Origin of the sequence: Algoriphagus pacificus (assembly GCF_017254845.1) — a bacterium.
Classification (GTDB): Bacteria; Bacteroidota; Bacteroidia; order Cytophagales; family Cyclobacteriaceae; genus Algoriphagus; species Algoriphagus pacificus.
In genome coordinates, this window is the sequence record NZ_JAFKCU010000001.1 from 932208 (window position 1) to 955753 (window position 23546).

18 protein-coding genes are annotated in these 23546 nt (G+C 37.4%); 2 read left to right on the forward strand and 16 right to left on the reverse strand.

Annotation, left to right across the window (positions count from 1 at the left end):
• The first annotated feature begins 505 nt into the window (after positions 1–505).
• Positions 506–700 carry a hypothetical protein gene (locus J0A69_RS03975; protein WP_206585210.1) on the forward strand — a complete coding sequence of 65 codons (195 nt, stop codon included), beginning with the start codon at positions 506–508 and terminating at the stop codon, positions 698–700.
• Here J0A69_RS03975 and J0A69_RS03980 read toward each other — a convergent pair.
• On the reverse strand, positions 697–2268 hold the full coding sequence (locus J0A69_RS03980) for a phage tail sheath family protein (protein ID WP_206585211.1): 1572 nt from the start codon (positions 2266–2268) through the stop codon (positions 697–699). The two genes, J0A69_RS03975 and J0A69_RS03980, sit on opposite strands and share 4 nt — an antisense overlap.
• 622 nt (positions 2269–2890) lie before the next feature.
• Between J0A69_RS03980 and J0A69_RS03985 the strand changes: the two genes are divergently transcribed.
• Complete coding sequence (locus tag J0A69_RS03985) at positions 2891–4636, forward strand: pyridoxal phosphate-dependent aminotransferase (RefSeq protein WP_206585212.1); 1746 nt, start codon at positions 2891–2893, stop codon at positions 4634–4636.
• 20 nt (positions 4637–4656) lie between these two features.
• Here the strand turns inward: J0A69_RS03985 and J0A69_RS03990 are convergent, their stop codons facing one another.
• The 15 genes from J0A69_RS03990 to J0A69_RS04060 all read right to left on the reverse strand — a co-directional run bounded on the left by J0A69_RS03990 (position 4657) and on the right by J0A69_RS04060 (position 23171).
• Positions 4657–5436, reverse strand: coding sequence for a DUF6090 family protein (locus J0A69_RS03990; RefSeq protein ID WP_206585213.1), 780 nt, complete (start codon positions 5434–5436; stop codon positions 4657–4659).
• 71 nt (positions 5437–5507) lie between these two features.
• Positions 5508–6275 carry a DUF6090 family protein gene (locus tag J0A69_RS03995; protein WP_206585214.1) on the reverse strand — a complete coding sequence of 256 codons (768 nt, stop codon included), beginning with the start codon at positions 6273–6275 and terminating at the stop codon, positions 5508–5510.
• A gap of 130 nt (positions 6276–6405) precedes the next feature.
• Positions 6406–7164 carry a hypothetical protein gene (locus tag J0A69_RS04000; RefSeq protein ID WP_206585215.1) on the reverse strand — a complete coding sequence of 253 codons (759 nt, stop codon included), beginning with the start codon at positions 7162–7164 and terminating at the stop codon, positions 6406–6408.
• On the reverse strand, positions 7161–7955 hold the full coding sequence (locus tag J0A69_RS04005; protein WP_206585216.1) for a DUF6090 family protein: 795 nt from the start codon (positions 7953–7955) through the stop codon (positions 7161–7163). The genes J0A69_RS04000 and J0A69_RS04005 overlap by 4 nt, the downstream gene beginning before the upstream one ends.
• A 241-nt stretch (positions 7956–8196) precedes the next feature.
• Positions 8197–8778: a DUF6090 family protein gene (locus J0A69_RS04010; RefSeq protein WP_206585823.1), complete on the reverse strand. Its 582-nt coding sequence runs from the start codon at positions 8776–8778 to the stop codon at positions 8197–8199.
• A gap of 75 nt (positions 8779–8853) precedes the next feature.
• Positions 8854–12030: a WD40/YVTN/BNR-like repeat-containing protein gene (locus J0A69_RS04015; RefSeq protein WP_206585217.1), complete on the reverse strand. Its 3177-nt coding sequence runs from the start codon at positions 12028–12030 to the stop codon at positions 8854–8856.
• 117 nt (positions 12031–12147) lie between these two features.
• Complete coding sequence (locus tag J0A69_RS04020; protein WP_206585218.1) at positions 12148–12915, reverse strand: DUF6090 family protein; 768 nt, start codon at positions 12913–12915, stop codon at positions 12148–12150.
• A 578-nt stretch (positions 12916–13493) separates the two neighbouring features.
• Complete coding sequence (locus tag J0A69_RS04025) at positions 13494–14096, reverse strand: DUF6434 domain-containing protein (protein WP_206585219.1); 603 nt, start codon at positions 14094–14096, stop codon at positions 13494–13496.
• Between the two features lie 24 nt (positions 14097–14120).
• Positions 14121–14483 carry a VOC family protein gene (locus J0A69_RS04030; protein ID WP_206585220.1) on the reverse strand — a complete coding sequence of 121 codons (363 nt, stop codon included), beginning with the start codon at positions 14481–14483 and terminating at the stop codon, positions 14121–14123.
• A 247-nt stretch (positions 14484–14730) separates the two neighbouring features.
• Complete coding sequence (locus J0A69_RS04035; protein WP_206585221.1) at positions 14731–15453, reverse strand: DUF6090 family protein; 723 nt, start codon at positions 15451–15453, stop codon at positions 14731–14733.
• 240 nt (positions 15454–15693) lie between these two features.
• Positions 15694–16377, reverse strand: a complete 684-nt coding sequence (locus J0A69_RS04040; RefSeq protein WP_206585222.1) for a hypothetical protein — start codon at positions 16375–16377, stop codon at positions 15694–15696.
• Positions 16378–16447: 70 nt separating this feature from the next.
• Positions 16448–17623 carry an amidohydrolase family protein gene (locus J0A69_RS04045; RefSeq protein ID WP_206585223.1) on the reverse strand — a complete coding sequence of 392 codons (1176 nt, stop codon included), beginning with the start codon at positions 17621–17623 and terminating at the stop codon, positions 16448–16450.
• A gap of 528 nt (positions 17624–18151) precedes the next feature.
• Positions 18152–19369 carry an agmatine deiminase family protein gene (locus J0A69_RS04050; RefSeq protein ID WP_206585224.1) on the reverse strand — a complete coding sequence of 406 codons (1218 nt, stop codon included), beginning with the start codon at positions 19367–19369 and terminating at the stop codon, positions 18152–18154.
• 433 nt (positions 19370–19802) lie between these two features.
• On the reverse strand, positions 19803–21353 hold the full coding sequence (locus J0A69_RS04055; RefSeq protein WP_236032617.1) for a dienelactone hydrolase family protein: 1551 nt from the start codon (positions 21351–21353) through the stop codon (positions 19803–19805).
• A gap of 264 nt (positions 21354–21617) precedes the next feature.
• A complete protein-coding gene (locus J0A69_RS04060; RefSeq protein WP_206585225.1) occupies positions 21618–23171 on the reverse strand; it encodes an arylsulfatase in 1554 nt (517 codons plus the stop codon).
• Positions 23172–23546: the final 375 nt, after the last annotated feature.

A 23546-nucleotide genomic window follows, 5' to 3' on the forward strand; every position in this document is an offset into this window, starting at 1 on the left:
GTTCTTGTTTTTGTGTTAAATGCGAAGACCTGATTTATCCTAAAATACCGAAAACTCCTTGCCTTGGTATTTGAATTATCCCCAATTTTTCTGAGGATGGATAGTCTAATTTAAGGAATTCGCCTGAAGTTGATTTTTAGCGAGTTTAAAATCCACCCTAAGTCTGAGGAGTATGAGTTGAAGCTCCGAGACTTTTCTGTTTATCAATTCCAAAAGATAATAAGTCAGTGTGCTTTTGTGAGCAATTGTCTGACATCCATAATGTTTTTCAGGATTTAGTCGGCTAACAAGCCAATATTAAATGATTTCAATCTCCAAAAAGCAAAAAGTATGCTTAACGATTGCATCAAAAATTGAGAGGGAGGAAATCTATAAGATCCGTCATTCTATCTGTGCTCAATAGCTATATAAGCATCCTATAAACACCAGCGAGCAGCTTATTGATAAGCTGGATGATGAGAATGATTATTTCGTAGCCAAACAAGGTTACCAGCTATTTGGATTTATGAGCATTGCTTCTTCCATTCCTGAAAAGTACTCTGATGAAAAGGACTTTTTCCGCAAAAGCATCCCTGTTGAAATTGATGAATATCAGCATGAAATCCATTTGCATGCGGTTTTCATAGAAAACAGGAACAGTATAACAGCCCTATTTTTAATGTTAGCGCCAATTTTTCTTTATCAAATCTCTATTGCCTAATCAGTAGTTGGTAATTGAAGTTCGAATGAAAAAACGATAAATTCTGCGGGACGAGTTAGTGCAACTCCTACTGATACTATCAAAATTCCATTTTCTATATCCACCGATGTCATGGTTGAGCCTAAGCCACATTGTACCGAAAATGCATCAGATGCTTTTGCACCCATTAATCCACCTTCTCTCCAAATTCCAGTGAGAAAAGATCCGATCATAGATTTGATTGAATCCCAGGTATTTTTAGTATTCGGCTCAAAAATATAGGCTTGAGCCGCTGATTTACATGATTGCTCTAAGAAAATCAAGGTTCGCCTTATTGAAATATATTTCATTTCTTGGCTGTTGCCATCCAATGTTCTAGCTCCCCAAATTAAAATCCCTTTTCCATTAAAAAACCGAATAGCATTAATAGATTTTCCAGAAACGACATCAACATTTAAGTCCTCTTGTTGCTCATTGGTAATTCTGATTGGTAAATCCACTGCTCCAAAAATTGAGGCGTTAGCAGGAGCTTTCCAAACCCCTTGCTGGATATCAGTTCTTGTGATGACTCCTGCGATTCCCCCACTTGCAGGCATTACATTGATTGATTTTAAAACTTCATTGATGATTGAGTTATAAGTTTTACTGGCAATCAGGAGCGATTTATGGTATTGAGTTATCGAAATCCGTAAGGAAGGATTTTTAATTTCATCTAAAAGTTTTGAAATCTTTGGGTTTTGATTGTCGGCAGGGTTAATAATAGATTCAAGCTGGCTAATATCTCCTCCAAACAAATTGGTAAAATCCACATCGGAGGCTTGCATGATTGTGGTTTCAATAAATGGGTAGTACGCAGCGCCATAACTCAACCCAATTTCTCCTGTATTATTTCTAAAATTTTCTATATCCTTTGTATAGAGTGTTGGGTCTGGGTTTCTGCCTCCAATCACATCGAAAATACTTATCGCAGTTTGAACTTCAGTATTTTGACGTAACATCTCCTGCATTAAAGTTCCATTTTCTTCTATTGATAGGAGTGTCGCTTCAGGACAAATGTACATCGTTGGCTCTTTCTCATTCTTTAATGAAGCGACTCCATTAATCAAGGCATTTAATTGAATATTTGGGTTTACAATTTGTTTGCCTGGATTGATTGGTTTTTTGGAAGGCTGGCCGTAGGTTCCAACAGAAACGATATATGCTTCGCCTCCACCATTTTCATAAAAAAGTCTAATGCTATTGTATAGGTAGTAAATCGTATTTGGATCAGGTAATACCGAATAGAAGCTTCCATCTATTGAGATAAAGTTGTCTTTTTTTGGTTGATTTTTTTGCTTTACAAGGTAATACTCAGGACTATATTGCTTAGCAGGATCTAGGGCTTTGGGAAAGTCAGAATAACCATAGATTTCTTGAAACTCTGCAAAAGAGCTGATTTTCTGAGGGACATTTTTATAAGATTTCTGCTTGAATTTTACCCTAGGTGTATATCCGATAAATGCTGGTATGGCAGTAGGGACTGGAACAACCGAATTTGGAAATGAATTAATTTCGGTAATATAAACGCCAGGCTTTTTGATTTTACCCATTATAATGTCTTTGAGAAAAAGTTTAATTTTTAAAATTAAAGGGGATTTTTAGTGATAATCAAAACTCCCTAACAACAGGATAAATGCTCAATCTATTGCTATAATCCTTAAGGTAGGATTTATTAGAGAATAAAAGTTTAGTTTACCATTGGTTATTTCAATCCTCTGGTTAAAAACTTTATGATTAAGATGAACTTACTTGTAATGGATTTCAATCCATTTTTTCATTTTCAAATATCTATCTAAAGGATTATAAGGATCCTCCTGTCTTTCGAAAGCCGCTCTGATTTTTTGTTTGTCTTCAACTCTTGTCGCAGATCTGTTAGGATCTTTTTTCCCATTTTCCTATCTATTAGGTCTTGATTCTAGGTATTTAACTGTGCTTTGGTATTTGAATTATCCCCAATTCTTCTGAGGATGGTTTGCCTAATCTAAGGTATTCTCCATAAGTTGATTTTTAGTGAGTTTAAAATCTACCCTTAGTCTGAGGAGTATGAGTTGAAGCTCCGAAACTTTTCTGTTTATTAATTCCAAAAGATCATAAGCATTGTGCTTTTGAGGTCAGATACCTGACATCCAATAATGTTTTTCAGGATTAAGTCGGCTAACAACTCTATATTGTATGATGTCAATTTCCAAAAAGCAAAAAGTATGTTTATCGATTGCATCAAAAATTGACAGAGAGGAAATTTACAAGATCCGTCATTCTATCTATGCTCAAGAGCTTAATCAGCATCCTGTAAACACCAGCGAACAGCTTTTTGATAAGCTGGATGATGAGAATAATTATATCGTAGCCAAACAAGGTGACCAGCTACTTGGATTTATTAGCATTACTTCTCCCATTTCTGAAAAGTACTCTGTTGAAAAGTACTTTTCCCGCGAAAACATTCCTGTTGCATTTGATGAATACCTGTATGAAATCCGTTTGCTTACAGTTCTCAAAGAAAACAGGTACAGTATAACAGCCCTTATTTTAATGTTTGCGGCATTTCGCTGGGTTCAATCACATGGAGGAAAGCATATAGTAGCTATCTGCCGTTCTGATTTATTGGATATGTATCGCAAAGCCGGTCTTCAACCACTTTCGCTCCGCACGCAGTCAGGAAAAGTCACCTATGTGTTAGCAATTGCTTCGGTTGAAAATTTACAAACGATTGTCGAAGAAAATCAGACTCTCTATGAATCATTGAGAAAAAAAATAGATTGGCAACTCCCCTTTCTATTTTTTGCCGTTTCCCCTTGTTATCATGGAGGGTCTTTTTTTAAAGCGATTGGCGAGGACTTGCAAAAGCTCAATCAGGCAAGTCAAATAATCAATGCGGATGTTTTGGATGCATGGTTTCCTCCTGCACCTAAAGTCTTGGAAGCTCTTCATGAAAATTTAACTTTTTTGATTCAAACTTCCCCACCGACCTATGCCGACGGGATGATCAAAAAAATTGCAGAAGCCAGAGGCATACATCCCCAATATATTTTTCCTGGAGCAGGATCCTCAGATTTGATTTTCCTATCGCTGACCAGCCTATTAAATTCAAGTTCCAATGTATTAATCATCGATCCATGCTATGGAGAATATATCCATGTTTTGGAAAATGTGATTAAATGCAAAATCACACGATTTAAACTCACTCTCGAGACAGGATTTGCTATAAATACAAGCCAATTACTGAATGAAATCAATAAGGGGTATGATCTGGTGGTATTGGTAAACCCAAATAGTCCAACAGGCGTGCATACTCCAAAAAAGGAAATGGAGGAGCTAATTCACCAAGTACCTAAATCAACCCTAGTTTGGCTTGATGAAACCTATGTAGAGTTTGTAGGCTCAGCACATTCTCTGGAACAATTTGCTGTCAAAACTGAAAATTTGATAGTCTGTAAATCGATGAGTAAGGTTTATGCACTTAGTGGTATCAGGGCAGCCTATTTATGCTGTTCTCCTCATTTTATAGAAATTTTCAAACAGTTTTCTCCCCCTTGGTCGGTCAGTTTACCTGCGCAGGCAGCTTCAATTGCTGCACTTCAAAGTGAGGAATATTATCAAGAACAGTATGCACTGACGCACCTCTTAAAGGAGAAACTTATCGAAAGTTTGAAGCTATTGGGTATCACCGAAATAGTGCCTGGCGTGGCAAATTTCTTATTGTTTTACCTACCCGCTAATTTTCCAGAGAAAGGTGAATTGTTGGAATCTTGTAGACAAAAAAACCTCTACATGAGAGATGTTGGAAACATGGGTGAAAATTTGGCAGGGAATGCAATCAGGATCGCGGTGAAAGATGAACTGACCAATGCTCGAATTATCCATATCCTTAAAAAATCATTGGCTGAGTTGATGGGGTTAAATTTGGGATCATTTTATTGATTGCCACTCTTCTGAGTGCTTTATTTTTCCTTTAATTCCTTCTCGATGAGGGCAATCATTTTTTCAATATTGCCTTGAAAAATAGCTTCATCAATCACATTTTCTTTTCTCCAGGCAACAATATTCGCTAAGAGATCTTCCATTTCCCTATTACTGAAAAACCAATAATAATCTGAGGAATAGGTTCCTTTTGGAAACTCATCATACCTTCCGGTAGTAGCTAAGCCATTTAAAGCACTGAGTTTGCCATCCGAGGCTGGCCAAAAACGCTCATTAAGTAATCTCCTTACAAAATCATCTTCTTGAACGCCATCTATAATCATAGATTCAAAAGAAGAAATGTATGATTTCAATTCAGAGTTTTGGATGTAATCAATTTTGTTTGATGAAATAAGGGACTTGATGTAACCATCTTTTGCTTCGAAGGAAAATCCACTGAGGACATTTGAAAAAAGTGAGTCTAGCTCCCTTACGGGCCTACCCGAAATATCAGTCCCAAAAAGGCTTAGAAGGTAAATTCCATTTTCCAGCTCTATTTGATGAGTCTCATTGATGGCTTTGAGTTCATTAAGATTGGATTGTAATTCTTGGTTTAGATTTTGAAGAATCTCAACTTCAGTATTTCTGATTTTTCGTTCTTCATTCCAAGTATTGATAGACAAGGCAATCAAAATTCCGATCACAACCAAAATTATTTCCCCGATTGCATACTTCAGATACCTGCCTACCGGCCAGGCAGGCCTGCCGGTATTTCTTTCCGAAAGTAGCTGTTGTCTGATTTTTCTGAAGAATTTTATCATTGTGATTTTTAGTCAATTGGAGGACAAAACCGATTTCACTCAGTTTTCTCAAAGTTGATATATTACTTTTTTTAATTGTTTTTCATATTGGATTCCAAAAGAGCAATTACCTGTTCGATATACTCCAACAAGGTGACTTCATTACTGGTGGTATAGGATTGGTTTAAGTAGATTTCATAGATCGCTCCATCTACTTCCAATGATGAAAAAAAGTCTTCATAATTAGATTTGGGAACTTCGATTGGATTAATTCTTAGCTCTCTTAAATAATCATTCCTGTCATAAGCTTTATCAAAATTTCGATAAGGAATATACTTTCTGAAAAGAGGGGAAGCATTATGAACAATATGATCTCTCCGAATAATGGCATCTTCTCCTAAATCTTTCAATTTTCCAGTCCAAAGGCTCAAAAGGGTTTTTAGGCTGTCATTTTGAATCAATCGCATCTTTCCAGAAGCAATAGTTTCGTCAAATACTCCCGTGCGGGCATCAAAAGTGGCATAATTCAATGCGGTGCCGATCAGGCTGTCCACCTCAGATGAACTCAAATCGCTTCTATTTTCCTGCAACAATGCATACCCTGCATCTAAGGAAGCTTGGTTCAACTTATGGTCTTTGTTGAGTTCTGTGAGGTTTATTTTAAATTCATTAGCCAGGCTTTTTAAGACATTCTGCTCTATTTCCCTATCGTTTTGGAGAGAATTCCAATTGTTGATTTGCAAGGCCAATAAGATCCCTATCACTACCAGAATGATTTCCCCAATTGCATACTTCAGATACTTGCCGGTATTCCCTTCTGAAAGTAGCTTCTGCCTGATTTTTCTGAAGAATTTTATCATGGTGATTTTTAGTCAATAGGAATGGAAAATATGAATAAAGATGTTTCTACTTCTGCGAAATGGAATCATCAAAAGTGTGAGCAAATAGGAGCTTATATTTTATAAGAAGCCTTAGTTCAAATTGACGGAGTTAGTGGTATTCAGCCATCACCTGATATAAATTCTCCAAATATGTTTTAAGTCTTTTATAGCTTTTGAGTTGACCATTTGTGCTATAAAATCGATTATCTATTAAGTTTTCAAACTCCAATGAATTAAGGACATTTAAATTGCTGTGATCACTGAATTTAGATTGACCTAATTGATCTGCATAGTCAGAAAATTCGCCATCCATTTGCCTAAAGCTAAAATGCTTATAGATAAATGGATAGAAATATTCATTTAGGTCTTCATTGTTATAGGCTTCTAATTTTCTAGTCTCTTCCAAGAGTGATGGTAAGCCATACAAGAGAGTTTTTAAAGAATCGGATTTAATAAGGGCCACTGTTCCGGTATTTAAACCTTCATTTAAGGTCCCAACCTTAAATTCCATGTTATTATTTGACATGGTGATGAAAATAAGGCTGTCCAAAGTCCGGGATGAAAGTTGTGTCTGATCTTCCTCATCAAACATTTTTAAAATAGCCAGTGAACTCTCAATTTCATTTTCTTTTCGTTGGATTTCTGCTTTTGTAAAATTGATATTACTCTCGATTTCTCCTTGAAGCCTTTTTACAAACTCTTGGGATTCTTTCAAATTATTGTGATTGACATTCCAATTGTTTATCTGTAAGGCAAATAGAATCCCGATTATCACCAATACAATTTCCCCAATTGCATACTTCAGGTATTTACCGGTGTTCCCTTCTGAAAGTAGCTTCTGCCTGATTTTTCTAAAGAATTTTATCATTCTAAATCTGTTAATTCACTACTTATAATCTGTAGAATTTCACCTATTCTATTTTGTAAACTCAGGGACTGAACGTTTGCAATTTTTGCATCTGTCGCACATACCGCGAGGTGATCTTCAAAAGCAGGATTCTCAAAAATGTCTAAGAAATCCATTGAGATAGAGGATTTTTTCAAATCAAATTTTGCTACGGTTCCTCGATCCAAATAAAAGGTTTCCATAGCATTCTGTTCCCAATATTGGTTTAGCACAGATCGCATCGAGCCATATTTTACCAGAAAGGGAGTATAGGAATGTATATTATATTCTCTCCAGCTTATTTCCTCCTCAGTAACCTGAACTATTTCGCTTGTCCACAGGGTTAAAAGTTCTTTTAATCGATTGTTTTGAATGAGTTGTATTCTTCCCGAGCTTATGATGTCATTGATGATGGGGTCAAAGGTTGGAACCATGACAGTATATACTAGATGAGTATTGACACTATCCAAATTCCGTTTTTCTGGGTAATCTATATAATCCAGCAGACTCAATGAGGCAGAGATCATATTGTCTCGAATCGTAATTTTATCGTTTAACTGGCTTTGGTTACTTTCAAATTCGGAGTACAGCTGCCTTAGCAAAGCCTTTTCTTCTATTCGCTCTTTCCGATCCTCGTTCCAGTTATTGATTTGCAGTGCGATGAGAATTCCTATTACCACCAGAATGATTTCCCCAATTGCATACTTCAGATACTTGCCGGTATTGCCTTCTGAAAGTAGCTTCTGCCTGATTTTTCTGAAAAATTTTATCATGGTTATGAGTTATTCTTCACCTAAGCTATTTTGTTAGCTGATGACTAGTTATTGTTTGGGTAAAGGAAATCACCCCTGCTAATCAGAATTTAGATTTCTAATTTTCAGTACTTAGTTCTTGATCCAAATCCTTAATCAATGCTTCCATGGAGAGCATCGTAGCCTTATACATTCTTAGGCCACTTTCTCTTTGGGAGATTATTTTTGCCAGAATATTGCTGAATTCCGTGTTCTTTTTCAGCTATTCAAAATCATTAGGCTGGGCTGTTTGCTTCGAGTTTTTAGGCCGGATATGTTTATTCAAGAATACATTGGAGTTTTGAATGATTCCCCATTCTCCTTTGTCATAGTCGTTGTACAGGACGACGAACTCAAAATCGTAAAGGGTAGCAATTTTATTTCGCAAGGGTTTATTGGATATGAGATCCAATCCCTTCGTTTTTAAAGTTGAAAATGCTGTTGTAATAGGATAAGGGCTTTGCCACTGACCAAATAATCCAAAAGCTTGATCCAATTCAGGGTCATAGGGAAGATCTTCTTCTATGTAACGTTCAATTTTCCGCAGTTCAAAAATATTCTCTGTGTTTAAAAGCGTGTCGTTTTGGAAGTTTATTAAGGTGACCTCCAGATTTGATTTTAATTCATTTAAAAGTCTGAATTCTTCGTTTTTAAGCTTTCTTTTTTCATTCCAGTTATTGATTTGCAGTGCAATCAAAATTCCTATAACCACCAGTAGTATTTCACCGATTGCATACTTCAGATACCTGCCAGTATTCCCTTCTGAAAGTAGTTTCTGCCTGATTCTTCTGAAGAATTTTATCATACATCATTTCTTATAAGACAACTCTATTTAGAAAAATCAGGCATTCTGTTGACTCTCCTTGATTCCAACCATTAATTAATTCTTTCCTACTTTCTCAATTTCAATTCGTCTGTCTTTAAGCTCCAGAGCTTTATTGAATTCCTGAATATCATTATTGATCAACTCAGAAAATTGAGTTATTGCAGCCTGCAATCGTACATCCAATACCTTGTACACTTCGCCTTGCTGGTTGGTTGGGCGATAATCAATTCCACTTGCATTGATATCACTGGCCAAAGCACTTAAGCGACCATAAAGTTTGATAGGAGAGCGGAAGGCATCTTCACGTGCTCCCGTCAGGTGGATGTCATAGAGTTTGGAGGCAACTTCTTCTGCCGCTGCTTTTAGCCTTAAAGCTTCTTGCTGAGTTTTTCGGTCTGATTCTTCGGCAAGGATGATATCAAGTTCCTTTCTTAAATATTCCACCGCATTGATATTACTTACTGCCAAATTCATAGCATCTCTTAATTGTAAAGAGAAAGCAACCTGGGCCTGCAAATCTTCCAGACTTCCTTCTGCATGGGGATCTTTCAAGACCATAAATTTTGTGGAGGTATTAGCCACCTCTTTCCCCGTTGTATCTGTCAAGATCAAAGTAGCAGAATACTCACCAGGAACTACTCTAGGGCCATATTGGCCTGCCATGAGATCTAAATCCCATTGCACCAGAGGTCTCCATCCTTCGCCGTTGAGCTGAACCCAAGGTCTACCAGGAGGAGCTACTCGAAGTTTCGGGGTGTAGGTAGGTTCGTATCTCAAGTCCCATTGAACTCGGTTGGCGCCCACTTTTTTATTTGCCGGTAGACTTCGAATCAATTCGCCTTTAGAATCTTTGATCTCGATTTTAGCATCGCCGATAAAAGTCTCAGGTAAATGATAATTCAGGCTGGCTCCATAAGATGGGTTCCGGCCTGAATTAAAACTTGCACCATCCGTTTTAATATTCTCCTTTTCATTGAATCGATAGGCATCCCTTACTTCATAGAATGCGATATCTTCTGTTTTATCCAGATTCCTGATCGCTGCCAAGTCATCCAAAATGTAATATCCGCGACCGTAGGTACCGACCACCATGTCATCAAAACGCTCCTGAATCTCCATCCAATAAACAGGAGCAGGGGGAAGATTGAGTTTTAGACGACTCCAGCTTTGACCATCATCATGACTGACATAAATGCCTTTGTCAATGCCGGCATAGAGTAATCCTTTTCGTTTTGGGTCTTCTTTTACCACATGAACAAAGCTTGACTCAGAGCTTGGAATACCCTCAGAAATCTTGCTCCAGCTTTGCCCATAATCAGTCGTTTTGAAGATGTATGGATCAAAATCTCCCATTTGGTGTAGATCCACTGTGATGTATGCAGTGGCTTTGTCATAGCGAGAAGGCTCAATGTTGGCGATCGTACCCCATTCTGGAAGATCAGGAATATTTGATGTCAAATTAGTCCAATTTTCGCCTCCATCTTTGGTTAATTGAACCTGTCCGTCATTGGTGCCTACCCAAATCACATCTGCTTCCAGCTTCGATTCTTCAATGGCAAAAAGAGTAGCCCCATCAAAAGTCATCAAGTTGTCAATGGCAACTCCACCAGAGCTTTGCTGATGATCTTTTAGGTTCAAAGTCAAGTCTGGAGAGATGATCTGCCAACTTTGGCCATCATCATCTGTCTTATGCACAAATTGGCTTCCCACATAGACTCTTCCCTTGGTATGAGGAGAATGAGCCAATGGAAAATTCCAATGCCAACGGTATTTCATATCGGCAGGAGCCCATCCATAGCCTGCTTCCGGCCATACGCGTACCTCCCTAGAATAACCTGTTCTCAGATCATGTCTTTCCAATCCGCCATCGTAGCAGCCAGACCAAATGATATTATTGTCAACCGGATCTGGCTTGGAAAAGCCACTTTCGCAGCCTCCGACACCTTTCCATAGTCCCAAAGGAATATATCCAGCTAAAGAATTGCTTGGTCCCATGTAAGACCAACCATCCTGTCTATTTCCAAATACATTGTAAGGGATCTGATCGTCGACAGCCACATGGTACATCTGAGCAATAGGTATGACAATCCGCTGAAAAGTAGCTCCGTGGTTATAGCTGATGCTTACTCCTCCGTCATGGGCAACCATGATACGATCCGGGTCACTTGGGTCTATCCATATGTCATGATTATCTCCACCACCACGAGGAGGTCTAGGATTCTTTGTTTTGCCACCGTCTAGGGAATGAACAAAGCGAACAGACATCGAATAAATTTCATTGGGATCACCGGTATTCACTCGGAGACGGGTGTAATAAGGCGCACGCTCGTTCCAGTCATGGTCCTGACTCATCAATTCCCAGCTCATTCCCTTATTTTCTGAACGCCAAACTTCTGGGCTTTCGGCCTCAAAAAGTGCATAAACCACATTCGGATCACTATGTGAAACAGCCACAGAAGTTTTACCAACTGGCCTTTCAGCCCCAAAAGTCAACCCATTCTTGCTCATTGGTTCCCAAGTGTCTCCACCGTCTGTGGACTTATAAATGCCACTTCCAGTTCCACCTGAGTTGAGCCCCCAAGTATTGATATGGATGGACCACATGGCTGCATAGAGAATATTGGGATTAGTTGGATCAATCGCTAAATCTGAAGCCCCGGTTCCCTCGTCAATAAAGAGTACTTGCTCCCAGGTATTACCACCGTCTTTCGTACGATAGATTCCTCTTTCTTTTTGGGGTCCATAGGTATGTCCTAGAGAGGCAGCATAAACTGTTTTGGGATCAGTCGGGTGAACTAAGATCCGACCTATTCTGCCAGTTTTCTCCAAACCTTTATGTTCCCAGGTTTTGCCTGCATCGGATGAAAAATAGATCCCATTTCCCATGGCGTGAGCAGGTCTAATAACAAATGTTTCTCCGGTACCCACCCAAACTTGTTTGGGATCAGAAGGCGCCAACTCCACCGCTGCAACTGAAGAAATATCTTGATCATCGAAAATTGGTCTCCAGTTGAAGCCCATGTCTTCTGTTTTCCAAAGACCTCCGGAAGCAGCACCGATATAGGCTACCTGTGGATTGCCTGGCTCACCAATCACGGCGATGGCACGATTGCCTTCGGGTCCGATAAAACGAAATTGATGATTATTCAATTGCTCATCGAGAGAGGTCTGAGCTAGTGAAATGGATGAGATCAATAAGAGTGATAAAAAACTGAGTAAAGCTCTTCTCATGGTTTTAAAGGTTAGCGAAGCTCAAAATAAGGAATATTCTTTTAGCATGGATTGGGACTAGCTCCATCTCCACTTCGATCCGGTCCTGTGGAATGGGGAAAGGTAAAAGCATGGGAATCATTCAATATTGGAGTCAATTATTTCTAAAGTTTCTGTCAGATATTTTTGAAAAACCTTATATGAATTCAGGACATACATGTAGTTCAAAGCATTATTGTACACTTCGTTTTCAAACTCAAAAGACCGAATAGTTTTCTCATAGTCCGGCTGAAACTCTGACTTGGAAATAGGAGGTAAGTCAAGATCTTCTTCGAAAAAGTCTGGAACAGACATGTTTCTCATTCGAACTTTGTCCGTCAAAGAGGGGATAAAAAAGTTGAATAAATAGTCCCGATAAATTACGATATCATCTTCTGTGTCGGAATAATAAAAAGACCAATTGGATATTTGTTTTCTAAGTGATGGGTCCTGGATTAAATTTAAAGCACCGGTATTGAAGATTTCATTGATCGATCCATTGATCAGGTCAAAGGACATGGTTTTATTCACAATTATATCAGTCAAATGCTCTACTTCTTCCGGATTGATATCCTGATCGCCTTTGATTATTTCGAGCAAATCAACCGAGGCTTGATATGCTTCCACAAAACTTTCAGAGGCCGTTTCTAGGTTTGCGATATTGTTTTGGAAATCTATCTGAAGGTTTTTTAAAATTGCTTGTTCTCTTAATCTGTCCAATCGCTGACTGTTCCAATTGGTCACCTGTAGGGCCAAAAGAATACCAACCATCACAAGCACAATCTCTCCTATTGCGTATTTCAGATATTTACTTGAATTGCCTGCTGATATGAGTTTTTGTCTGATTTTCCGGAAAAATTGTATCATTTTATTTGATTGGAACCTGAGGATTTAAAAGAACTCAAGTCTATTTTTTTATTGAATTCTTCCCCAAAAACAATTCAATAATGCCAAACTCACTGAGTGAAGAAAAAAAACGCTTCCCACTATTGCTTGATTTCTAAGGCTTTTCCAATGAATATAGGCTAAAAAGATTAGCGTTCCAATGACTGATAGTGTTTGTACGAATCCTTAAACTTCGGAGCATGGCAATGCCAATGAAAAAATTGTCTTAGTCTAGATTTAATTTTTTCAAATTGCGTTTTTTCAATTCAGTCTGTATTGCCGCGTATTGCTTAGGTTTCTTCAAAAACAGATAAATAAGAAATAAAGGAATCAGGGTTAGCAATCCCCAAGTGTTTGCGGCAATGCTGTAAATAATAATCCCTATTAAAAACCCAATGAAAAAGGCATCGATTAGGGGTGAGGGTTTCGAGCTTTTTGCTACCTCCAGGAGCTCTTTGTCTGATAATTGGGAAAGTTCTTCTTGGCTCATAAGTTCTATTTATACAGGTTAACTCTTAAAAGATAATTGATTCTCTACATGATTCCTGCAGTTGGACTGCCTACATCTCTTCAAGATTTAAGTCTGACTTTTCGTATCTCACAAATCCGTCTTTGGTAGGTAGTTGCTTTTTGAGCATCCAATATTTCCGGACAGAATCTATATTCTTTTCAGGATTGTCTTTAAGAAAATCTCTGGTGTATTGATTAAACATATTGTTGTCCGCAATCTTTCTTTCAAAATTTGGGTCCTCTTTTCTCTTCTCCAGCTGGTGATATTTTTGGATGGCATTTTCCAACGTTTTTCCTTCATTTTCTTTGACCCAATCCATAAAATCGCTTGTGCAGGAAAAACTATTTCCAATCTGACTTTTCATAAATGTCCTGAAATTCGGTCCAAAGGATACATTGTCAGTGATTTTGGTTTCTAAGCTTAAGTCCGCTTTTGCCCAATTAAACTTTGACCTCGGATTTTGCTTTTTAGGTTCTGCTTTTAGTTCTCCATTGTTATCCAAAGCATGCATAATCCTATCTCTGAGGTCGAATTTTCTACCAGTTGAGGGTAAACCTGAGCTTTTACAGATTGCTACCATTTCTTCCTTCAGCCAATACCATTTGTTGAATTCCTCTCCGGACTTAATACTTTCAAAATCTGGTCTTCCCATTAATTTTTGATTTAAACTCAGTTGCTACCATTGCTGGAACCTTATTCCAAGCTGCATATCCATTATGGCGAACTCTTTAGCACCCCAAGGTCTCAAGGTTACCTTGTCTAAGTTTGGATGTAATAATTCTGGATAGAATTCTGAGATTCTTGTATAGACCTCATCGATGGAATTTGTCACAAGCCTCAATTCTGGATGATGTTCTTTTGCTAATTTCTCATCTTGGAAAGCCATGAGGCCTATACCATCTTTTCCGAGTACACAGTAGGGATTTGAAATAGTCAACTCTTGATGTGTGATGGTAAATTGGAGGCAATCGACAAATAATTTCTTTGCGTCAGCAAGATCTTTATAAAAGATGCTGGGTACCAGTTTTGTAAAATTCATTTTCCTTAGATTTTAATAGTCCTATCCAGAAATTAAATTTTTCTAATTGATTTTTCTTGAATTCTGATGAAAGAATTTTCTAAGTTAATTGGGTTTGGTGGAGGTTGATTTGAATGTCTTGTTTGTGATTTGCTGTTACTTATAAGTTGCAATAGTTCTATCATGCATGGTAATGTCAATAAGCAATTGCTGCTATTTCCCTTCTAAACTCAATATAAGCAAAACGGATTATTCGAAGTTGCTCTCGTTATTTTTCAATCATATTACTTATCTCTTCAGCAAGTTCAATAGTCTTGGTATATAAATCAGTTAATATTTGTGCTTGATATCTTCTGTGATTTACCATTATTTCAAACCTCTTATTTTCTATAACACTTTTCAATTTGCTGTCAATATTTTCTACAGGTCTAGGGTCATCTTTATACATATCTGCTTGTCTGGGCCATGGATTTGTTTTGTTGTAAATCCAGTAAAAATTTGCCTTCACATAGGGCTCATACATTGTTTTTATTTCAGTATTGGCATTGATTTCTCTACTTTTTAACTGCTCGATATGCCTGTAATAATTTAATATTTTGACTTGTAAATCTTCATCTACAAATGCCATACTGTTAGAATTTAATAATGCAGTAAACCCACTGTCATTTACTTCAATATTCCTTTCGAACATCAGATAGATAATATACATCTGGATATTATTGTCAAATGGTTTTAGGGTCTTGAATTGGTCTAAAAAAATATTTGAATAATCAACCGTAGTCTGAGATTCTGCGAGTAGATTTTGCGCTTGAATTATGTCGTCATTAAGGTTTAGGCGAATTGTTTCCAGATGTTTATTCGCTTGATTTATGTTGTTTTCTTTTTCGTTCCAGTTATTAATTCCTAATGCGATCAAAATACCAATCACAACAAGAATTATTTCCCCAATGGCATAAAGCAGGTATTTACTTACTCGGTTATCCTTGATCATATTTTGACGTATTCTTCTAAAAAAGTTTATCATTGGTTAAAGGTTATGGTTGTTTAAGCAAATTGATTTGGTCTCAGAGAGTATTCCTCCTTAGGACTCTCCAGCAAAGGAATCAATCCGCTTAAATTTTTATTTTTTGGTTATAAACTGGCAACAAGCTAAATCAAAGCAATTGTTGGAATTTATTTTCTTTATTTAACCTAATCCTTGTTTTTAAATTTCAAGTTCCAGCACTTATTTCTAGAAGCTTCCGCCAGCCAAACGGAAAACATAAGCTGCAAAATCCATATAAAATTTACTTTCCGAGAATAACACTTGGAAGCCCTGTTCAATTATCACAGCAATTCCAACATATAGCATAACGGGATGTATTTTTCTAAAATAGGAGTATTCAATTAGCCAAAAAATTGGGATAGGTAACATGGCAAGGCCAAATCCAAACACATCGAAATTACCTTCAAAAGGTGGGAAGTAATATCTCAAGCGAACCCAAGCAACCCACAATAAAAGGATGGTGGCAAGCAGCATCAAGCGCTTGTGTATTTCAATTCTTTTTCTTTTAATAGTGCCAAATAATACCAAAATTCCGAATGTGAGGGAATCCAGAATTGTTCCTAGAAACGTTACTACATTATCGCTTCCCTCTTGCACCAGTATCCCAGACTGGGTGAAACCAACCAGTTGCAAAGAGATTACCAGGCCAACCATTATAAATAAGCCGAAGTATCCCAATTTCTTATGCAATCCTACATTTTGCTTATTAATTAATGTAGTCTGAACTAGGAAGAGAATCAACCAACAAGCTGCAAATAAACCGTGAAAGTGAAAGACCAATCCAAACTTTTTAGCTTCTAATAATGGTCTAAAATAAGTGGGTATAAATCCAACAATGGTTACCAATATCCCTATGATAGCAAATGTCAAGTAGGCTTTTGAAAGGTTTTTACGCTTGTTCATGTAGTCATCTAAAGGGGGTTAAAGCACTTATTTTTGCTCATTTCGTAGACCCGTTTTTCCATACCTGTTCTACTTTTCTAAGATTGGAAAGGTCAAGCAAAGGGTCGGCATTGAGAAGGACAAAAGTTGCCGGGCATCCTTCTTTTATTTCCCCTATTGGTAATTCAAATGCCTTGGCGGCATTTCCTGTAGCAGTTTTAAGAATTTCAAGGTTGGACAATCCTGCCATTTTATATAATTCTAGTTCCAAAAAATAGTCTTCCCCGAAATCCATTTGGCCTTCTTGAGAATCAGTACCTGCAACAATTAGTATCCCAGCTTCATGCATTTTTTTTACTATCTCAGCACTTTCTTGAGCATCCAGCAAATTGCTTGAAATCCATTCTTGCATAAATGGCGGAAGGCCTTCCGTCGGTTTTAAATTAATTCCAGCAGTAGGAATGACGAAAGCCCCACTCTTTGAAATAGCTTCGTAAAAGCTTTCTTCAATTGGAAGATCCTTTTTCATATTCAACATATGAACAAACCCATCTGGGTTAAACTTCGCGATAGTCTCCATTTCTTCAACATCTCCGACGTGAACCACAGCTTTTAATCCTTCATTATGTGCCTCTTGAATAAGATCATTTATTTGATCATATGCCAAAGTAGGGGGGGCTGGATCACCCATAAATCCTCCGTTGGTATGGATGATTTTTATGTAATCTACCTTTTTTGAAATCCGATGATTGATCCAATCTTCAATAGAAAGAGAGTCATTGATTGTTTCCATATCTGGACTGAATTGGGTGGGATGTCCACCTGGCACGGTGGCAGCATAACCAGCTCCATAAAGTGTAGAAAAGCCAAGGGAATCTTTCGTCATGGTCTTCCAATCAAGTTCCCGATCCTCCAGACCAGTATGCATGTTTAGCAGTGTCAAGATCCCTAATGAGTAACCTGCTTTTAAGTCTTCTAAGCTATTGACATGTACATGCCCATTGACCAGTCCGGGAATCATGAATTTACCTGATCCATCTATGATTGAATCCGCATTTAGTTCGTTGATGCTAATCGCAGCTATGGTATCATGATTAATAGCCACATTTACGGTTCCTAGGTCTTCATACCCATCAAATAAATTTACTTTTTCTATGACTATATCATATTTGGGTGATTCCTTACAACTTACTAGAATCAAAATAATTAAACTGAAAAATAGTAACCTTTTCATTTCATTGGTTTAATGTTTTGCAACACATCTGAGCACTCAAGTCTGACCAAACTTTTGCTCGGTAATTAATATTTACCACAAGGGTTTGGGTTTAAAATAAGAATTTCATGCCTCTCATCCTTCCCTTTTATAATAAAAAATTAATCTAAGGGTTTGAAATTCAAGGAGTATATGGTCAGGAATTAGAAAACAATGACAGGTACTTGCAAGCTGTAAAATCATCTGTTTTGAATCTTGTTTACTCCGATTCTTGTACGAATTCCTATCGAAGGAGCATCGAAGGAAAGTCGTAGCAATGTCGTAGGAGAGTCGTAGCAACCCAAGAGTATTTGGGGAAGTGCTTAGTATAGGGGTTTGGAAGCCTTCATTGGGTTTTAATGATTTCTATAAAATTAGTTGCCTTCTCTATTAGAAAGAAACCAAAATGAACTATCATCATTTATTTCACTATCAAATTTTTCAGTAAGTAAATCCCTTTCAATTAGTTTTGTCAAATGTTGACAACATATGTAAGATTTGTTCTTTTTTTTAAAAAGTTGCCCCAAAGGGTTGGTTATATGTTAAACAATGCAGTCCACCTCCTCCATTGTTATATCCTTCCATATCGATTTGAATAATTTTCTTATCAGGGAATGCTTTGCTAAAAATATCGAAAACTTGTTTATCCTTGATTTTCTTGGCCTCCTCTCTACCTTCACGCCAGTATTTTGCCGTAATAACGGCATCATTTACAATTAAAAAATTTAAATAGCTGGAAGCGGCAATAATGTTTATTGTATCGCCCTTATTGGCTTTTGGAAAATATGAACGGTTATAAGAAATGATGTCCTCGTATTTCATTTGAAAAATATAGTGTTCAGGCATAGGTACTCGGATAATTGAAAATGGTTTTCCATTTTGGTCAGTTGCATTTTTGAGAATTAAATAATTTTCCTCCATCCGCTTATAATTTTCAGCAGTGATCAAGTCTTTGTCCTTTTCCTCCTCCGGAACATAAGAAATCATTATTGTGCTGTCATTAACAAACCGGCAAAATTCATCGATATGAGCACCAGCTCCAATTGGCCAAATGTTACCCGGCAGTTCAACTCTATACTCGTCTTCCAACAAACCCTTCTTTAGCCATATTATTTTTTTCAGATTAAGTTTCCTTTTATACTCTTTCTCAATAGAGTCTTTAGAAAAATCAGGGTTTCGCTGAAACTCATGTTGTTCAACTAGAAGAAGTGTCCCCTTACTATTATTTTCTTTACCTCCTCCCTCCCAAACAAGATTTGACTTATCTATTACAGGAATGCTAAGGCTTTCTGCTAGTTTTACATCAATATTAGTATCCGAAAACTTAGCACACTCTTCCTTAGAGGAGGTAAGTCCATAACAAGCCCAATCAAAATCTACTGTTGCTAGCTCCCCTTTTTCATTTGTAAGAAATAGTGGACTAATATCTGTGGTTGCCCCAGGTGGATCTGCCTTAAGAAATCGCACTCTGGTTGTGTCTATTCCTTCCTGAATGAATCTCGATTTTATGATCTCAATAATAGATTCATCTGGAATTAATATAAGAATCTTAGAATAAGGTATTACTTCCTTACAAAGCTCAATAATGAGTGGATCAGCTGGGGGCATGCTCTTGTCAATCACACCTTCCATCCATGGAATCCAAACGTATTCAGTTGGCTCATATTCTGCAATTAGCCGATAACTATTAGGGTTTTTTAGATCACCACATCCAACTATTAAGATCAATAGAAAGGCGACTAGACTTTTCATTTTTTATGAATGGTTTAGGAAAATCTTCACTCAGATTTATGGTATTGATATTTTGACAAAATAATTCAAGAAATTATAATTCAATTTTACTTTTTTGCCCTAATGTTAACACCTGAGTAACCGAAGTCTATTAGCCTATTTTATCTCTATTGACCTTATGATTAGGGGTTTATGAGGCGAAATAACCAAATTAAGAATTCTAGGGATGACTTCAATGGGGATTTTTAATTGCATAGAATTAATCTTTCTATTTCAAAAAGTTTTCGATTGGAATTTCATACTCTTAAAAATAGAAAAGTGTAGATGTGCTTAACAGTAATCGTGGTCAACGCCTATCCTGGGGCTAAGAATATTGATTTTTGCTTGACTTATAGACCCGGAAATTTTCTTAGAAAACTTCCTTTTTCCTTTATTTTCTTAACTGCTCTAAACGTTTTATGGCGTTTTCATTTTGAGGATAAAGCTGCAGAGACTTTTCAAAGCTTGCAACAGCATTTTCTTTTTCTCCTAAGTACAAATAGCCTTCTCCTAGACTATCGTACAAGTTCGCTGAATTAGGATAAAGTCTCACAGCAAACAGGAATACCCTGATTCCCTGAGATGGATTATTGGGGTTGAAAACCAGCTGAAGTCCAAGGGTATTTAGGTTGCCTTCAGGAATTTCAAAAGAAGGATGCTTTTTGAGCACTGAATCATAAAGTGTTTCCAGGTTTTCATAATCTTGTCTGGATGCTAAATCATTAAAGTCCTGAAAAGTGAATGATTCTTCTTCTGCTCTTTTGACTTCTTGGGATATCAATTCCTTTGCTGAAGCTGCATAGTTATTTTCAAGAAAATTGGCTCCTTGAGGATCATCTTTTAGGGTTGCGTTAAAAAAATTCAAGACATAATTCGACATTAGCTTATAGGATTCCATTATTTCATAATCGGTCTTGTCCTGTCTTGGATCCCGATCAGCGAAGAGGACTCCCAAAGTGCTGAAATAACTATGTGTAAGCTTGTGAAATTTTAATTTATAGGCTGGGCTATGACTGAGGCTGTCGAAAAGCTGGAATTTCGTATTGAGGACAGCATCTATTTTATCTTCCTGCAAAACATTTTCCGGAATATCTTTTTGTGCCATGTGTATGTAGGGTACATCTAAGTTGCGAGGGTCAAAAAATGGGGATTGGCTCAATAAGTCATATTGATATCGCTCGGTTCCGTCCAAACTTACTAAAGCTTTTACTAGATCATTTCGATTCTGTGTGATTATCGCGCCTAAGCCCCCAAAGCTAAAGCCCATCAGGGCAATTTTGTCGGTTTCGGAAAGGGGAAACTGACCCGCTTCTTTCAGTAAAAACTCCACATCTCTTGCCTGGGTTTCCATTTCCTTGGATAGCTTATTGCTAAACCAACGAGTTTCGGTTCCCCGACTGGGACTTGACAATACTACAAAACCATGGCTAGCTAGGAATTCGCAAAGTGCAAAATTCTCAATGGAGGATGCCTGAAAACTGGAAGCATAAACAATGACTGGGAATTTTTGATTTCCTAGTTCTGCATGGGCGTAGGCAGTTGTTTTTTCATTTAAGTGATTTTGGTTTGATGGGGTATTCGGATAGTAAAACCAATTCAAGATCTGCTCATCGGGTAAATGTTCCCATTCCTCTTCTTCCTTGAGGATTCTCATGTAATCCAAAACCTGCATTGGCTCCAAATCGGTTGACAACTGTTCTGTTGGATACCAAATGCTAATAGGTATTGGTCTAGGGGTTATTTTGTTACTGTAATCAAAAACCCGACTGTAAGTTCTACTGCTATCCCATTTGATTTCATGTCGAAATCCTACTCCAAAAGGGCCATTTTCTAGACCGATTTCTTGAAGGGAAGTTTGTGCAACTAATGAGGTGAATTGAAAAAGTAAAAAAATCAGTAAAAAGGTTTGTCGCATCTTATACCTGCTAAAGTTCTTTTTCAAGATACAAAGATTGGTCTATTGTTATATTTTTTGGGGGAAAGCAGATGTATATGTTTCTTCAACCAGGAAGTTAAGATGCTTTTTCTTTGAAATGGTTTGCTCAGGGGAATTACATAATTAAGCCATGATTGGAAATGAGAAGCCAATAATCTTTTATCCAAACTTCCGAGGGTGTTGATTTGGTATTTTAGAATTGAGTCCAGCTAAAAGTATAAAAGGCGTTAATACGCCTTTTATACAGAATTGAAGTATGTTTTTTAATTTCTACTGTTTTCCTGATTGTAGTTGTTTTACCAATTCGGAAAAGTCTAGTGTAGCTGCTTTTTGTACGGGAGGGAATTCTTGAAGTGATTTGATATGCTCCCCAAGTATTTCCTGAACAGGCTCATTCAGAAATTGCTTTCGTTGTAAGATATCTGAGCGATCGGTTAGGTTATCAAAACTTTCATAAGGGTCAAAATGTATATTATAGAAGATCGGAAACTTCTGTTTTACATAGGGAGCATAATAATTTTCACTTGTTTGAAAATGAAGCTTCCATTGATTGACGCGAATGGCACGAATATCCGACTCATGATAGTAAATGAAATTAGTCCTATCACTTGTCTCCTTTTTGCCTAACCAATAATCCAGATTGTTTACACCATCAATATATTGATTGCGTTCTTTCATCATTTTCTCTGCTACATCAGGTACTCCTGCTGCTGCAGCCAATGTGGTGAAGATATCCATATGAGACTGAATCCCTCTAAGCACAGTTCCTTCTGGAATATGGTTTTTCCACATAACCATCATAGGTACACGAACTCCACCTTCATAAGTGGTCATTTTTTCACCCCTAAAAGGAGTGGTTCCACCATGGGTTCGAGCACTATGCTCGGGGCCATTATCGGTAGAATATACTACTATGGTATTTTCCAAAAGGCCCATCTCCTCTAATCGATCGAGTATATCCCCAACCATCATATCGTGTTCCATCATGCCACTTCCATAAAAGTCATGTTCTGTAGTGTATGGTAAAGCTAAATATCGGTTTTCCGGCTTGAGGTGGGTATACATGTGCATACGACTCGGATTAAACCAAGCAAAGAAAGGCTTGTCATCATCTTGGGATCTTTTGATAAAGTCAAACATGGCCTCTTCAAACTCTTCGTCTACGGTTTCCATTCGCTCTTTTGACAGTTGCCCCGTATCTTCTATTCGTTGTTTCCCTACTTTGCCGAATCTTGGGTCTACAGTTGGGTCATCTTTATCTGTGGCCCAAGTATGTAAAACTCCCCTGGTACCGTATTTTTTAAAGAATTCAGGATCTTGTGGATAGTCTTTTTGCTGGAATTCTTCTTGGGTATTTAGATGGTAAAGATTTCCAAAAAATTCATCAAAGCCATGTACCGTCGGTAGATGAGAATTACGATCACCAAGGTGGTTTTTACCAAATTGACCAGTTGTATAGCCTTGTCCCTTCAAAACCTCAGCTAAGGTTGGTGATTCTTTTTGCAGCCCCAATTCTCCTCCTGGGCGCCCTACAGTGGTCATACCACTACGAATAGGGTATTGCCCAGTAATCAAAGCTGCTCTCCCTGCTGTACAAGAAGGTTGTGCATAATGCTCAGTAAACAAAACCCCTTCTTTTGCGATTCTGTCAATATTTGGCGTGGTATAACCCATTACACCATTACCATAAGCGCTTACATTGCTCCAACCTACATCATCAGGGAAAATGATTAAGATGTTTGGTTTATCCTGGGCTATTACATTGATATGCAAAAAAAAGCCTAAGGCAAAAAGCAGAGAAAAGTAGATTTCTGTTTTTTTCATAACTAATTAATTAAAGTTTGTTACACCACTTGAATTTCATCCTGTCAAATAATCCATTTAAATATTTTTACTTGACCTTGGATTATTTGTAGTAATGGTAACCAAATTAGGAATTTCCCAGCTTACTTCCTTGGGATTTTGATCAGATCCTGAGTTTTTTGTCTTTCAATTTAATTTCTTAAAAAGTAAATTTTTGAGAATCAATCAGCTAGATGGGATATTTTTTTACTGTGAAATGACTTAGTGAAAGGATTTTCAAATTCAAAAAAACAAATGCGAATAAGGAACCGATAGTAATCCTTGTTTCGACTTAAAGAGATGTCTTTCCGTCACTTCTGAATTTAAACCTCTTTCAACTCTTAGGTTCATTCTAAT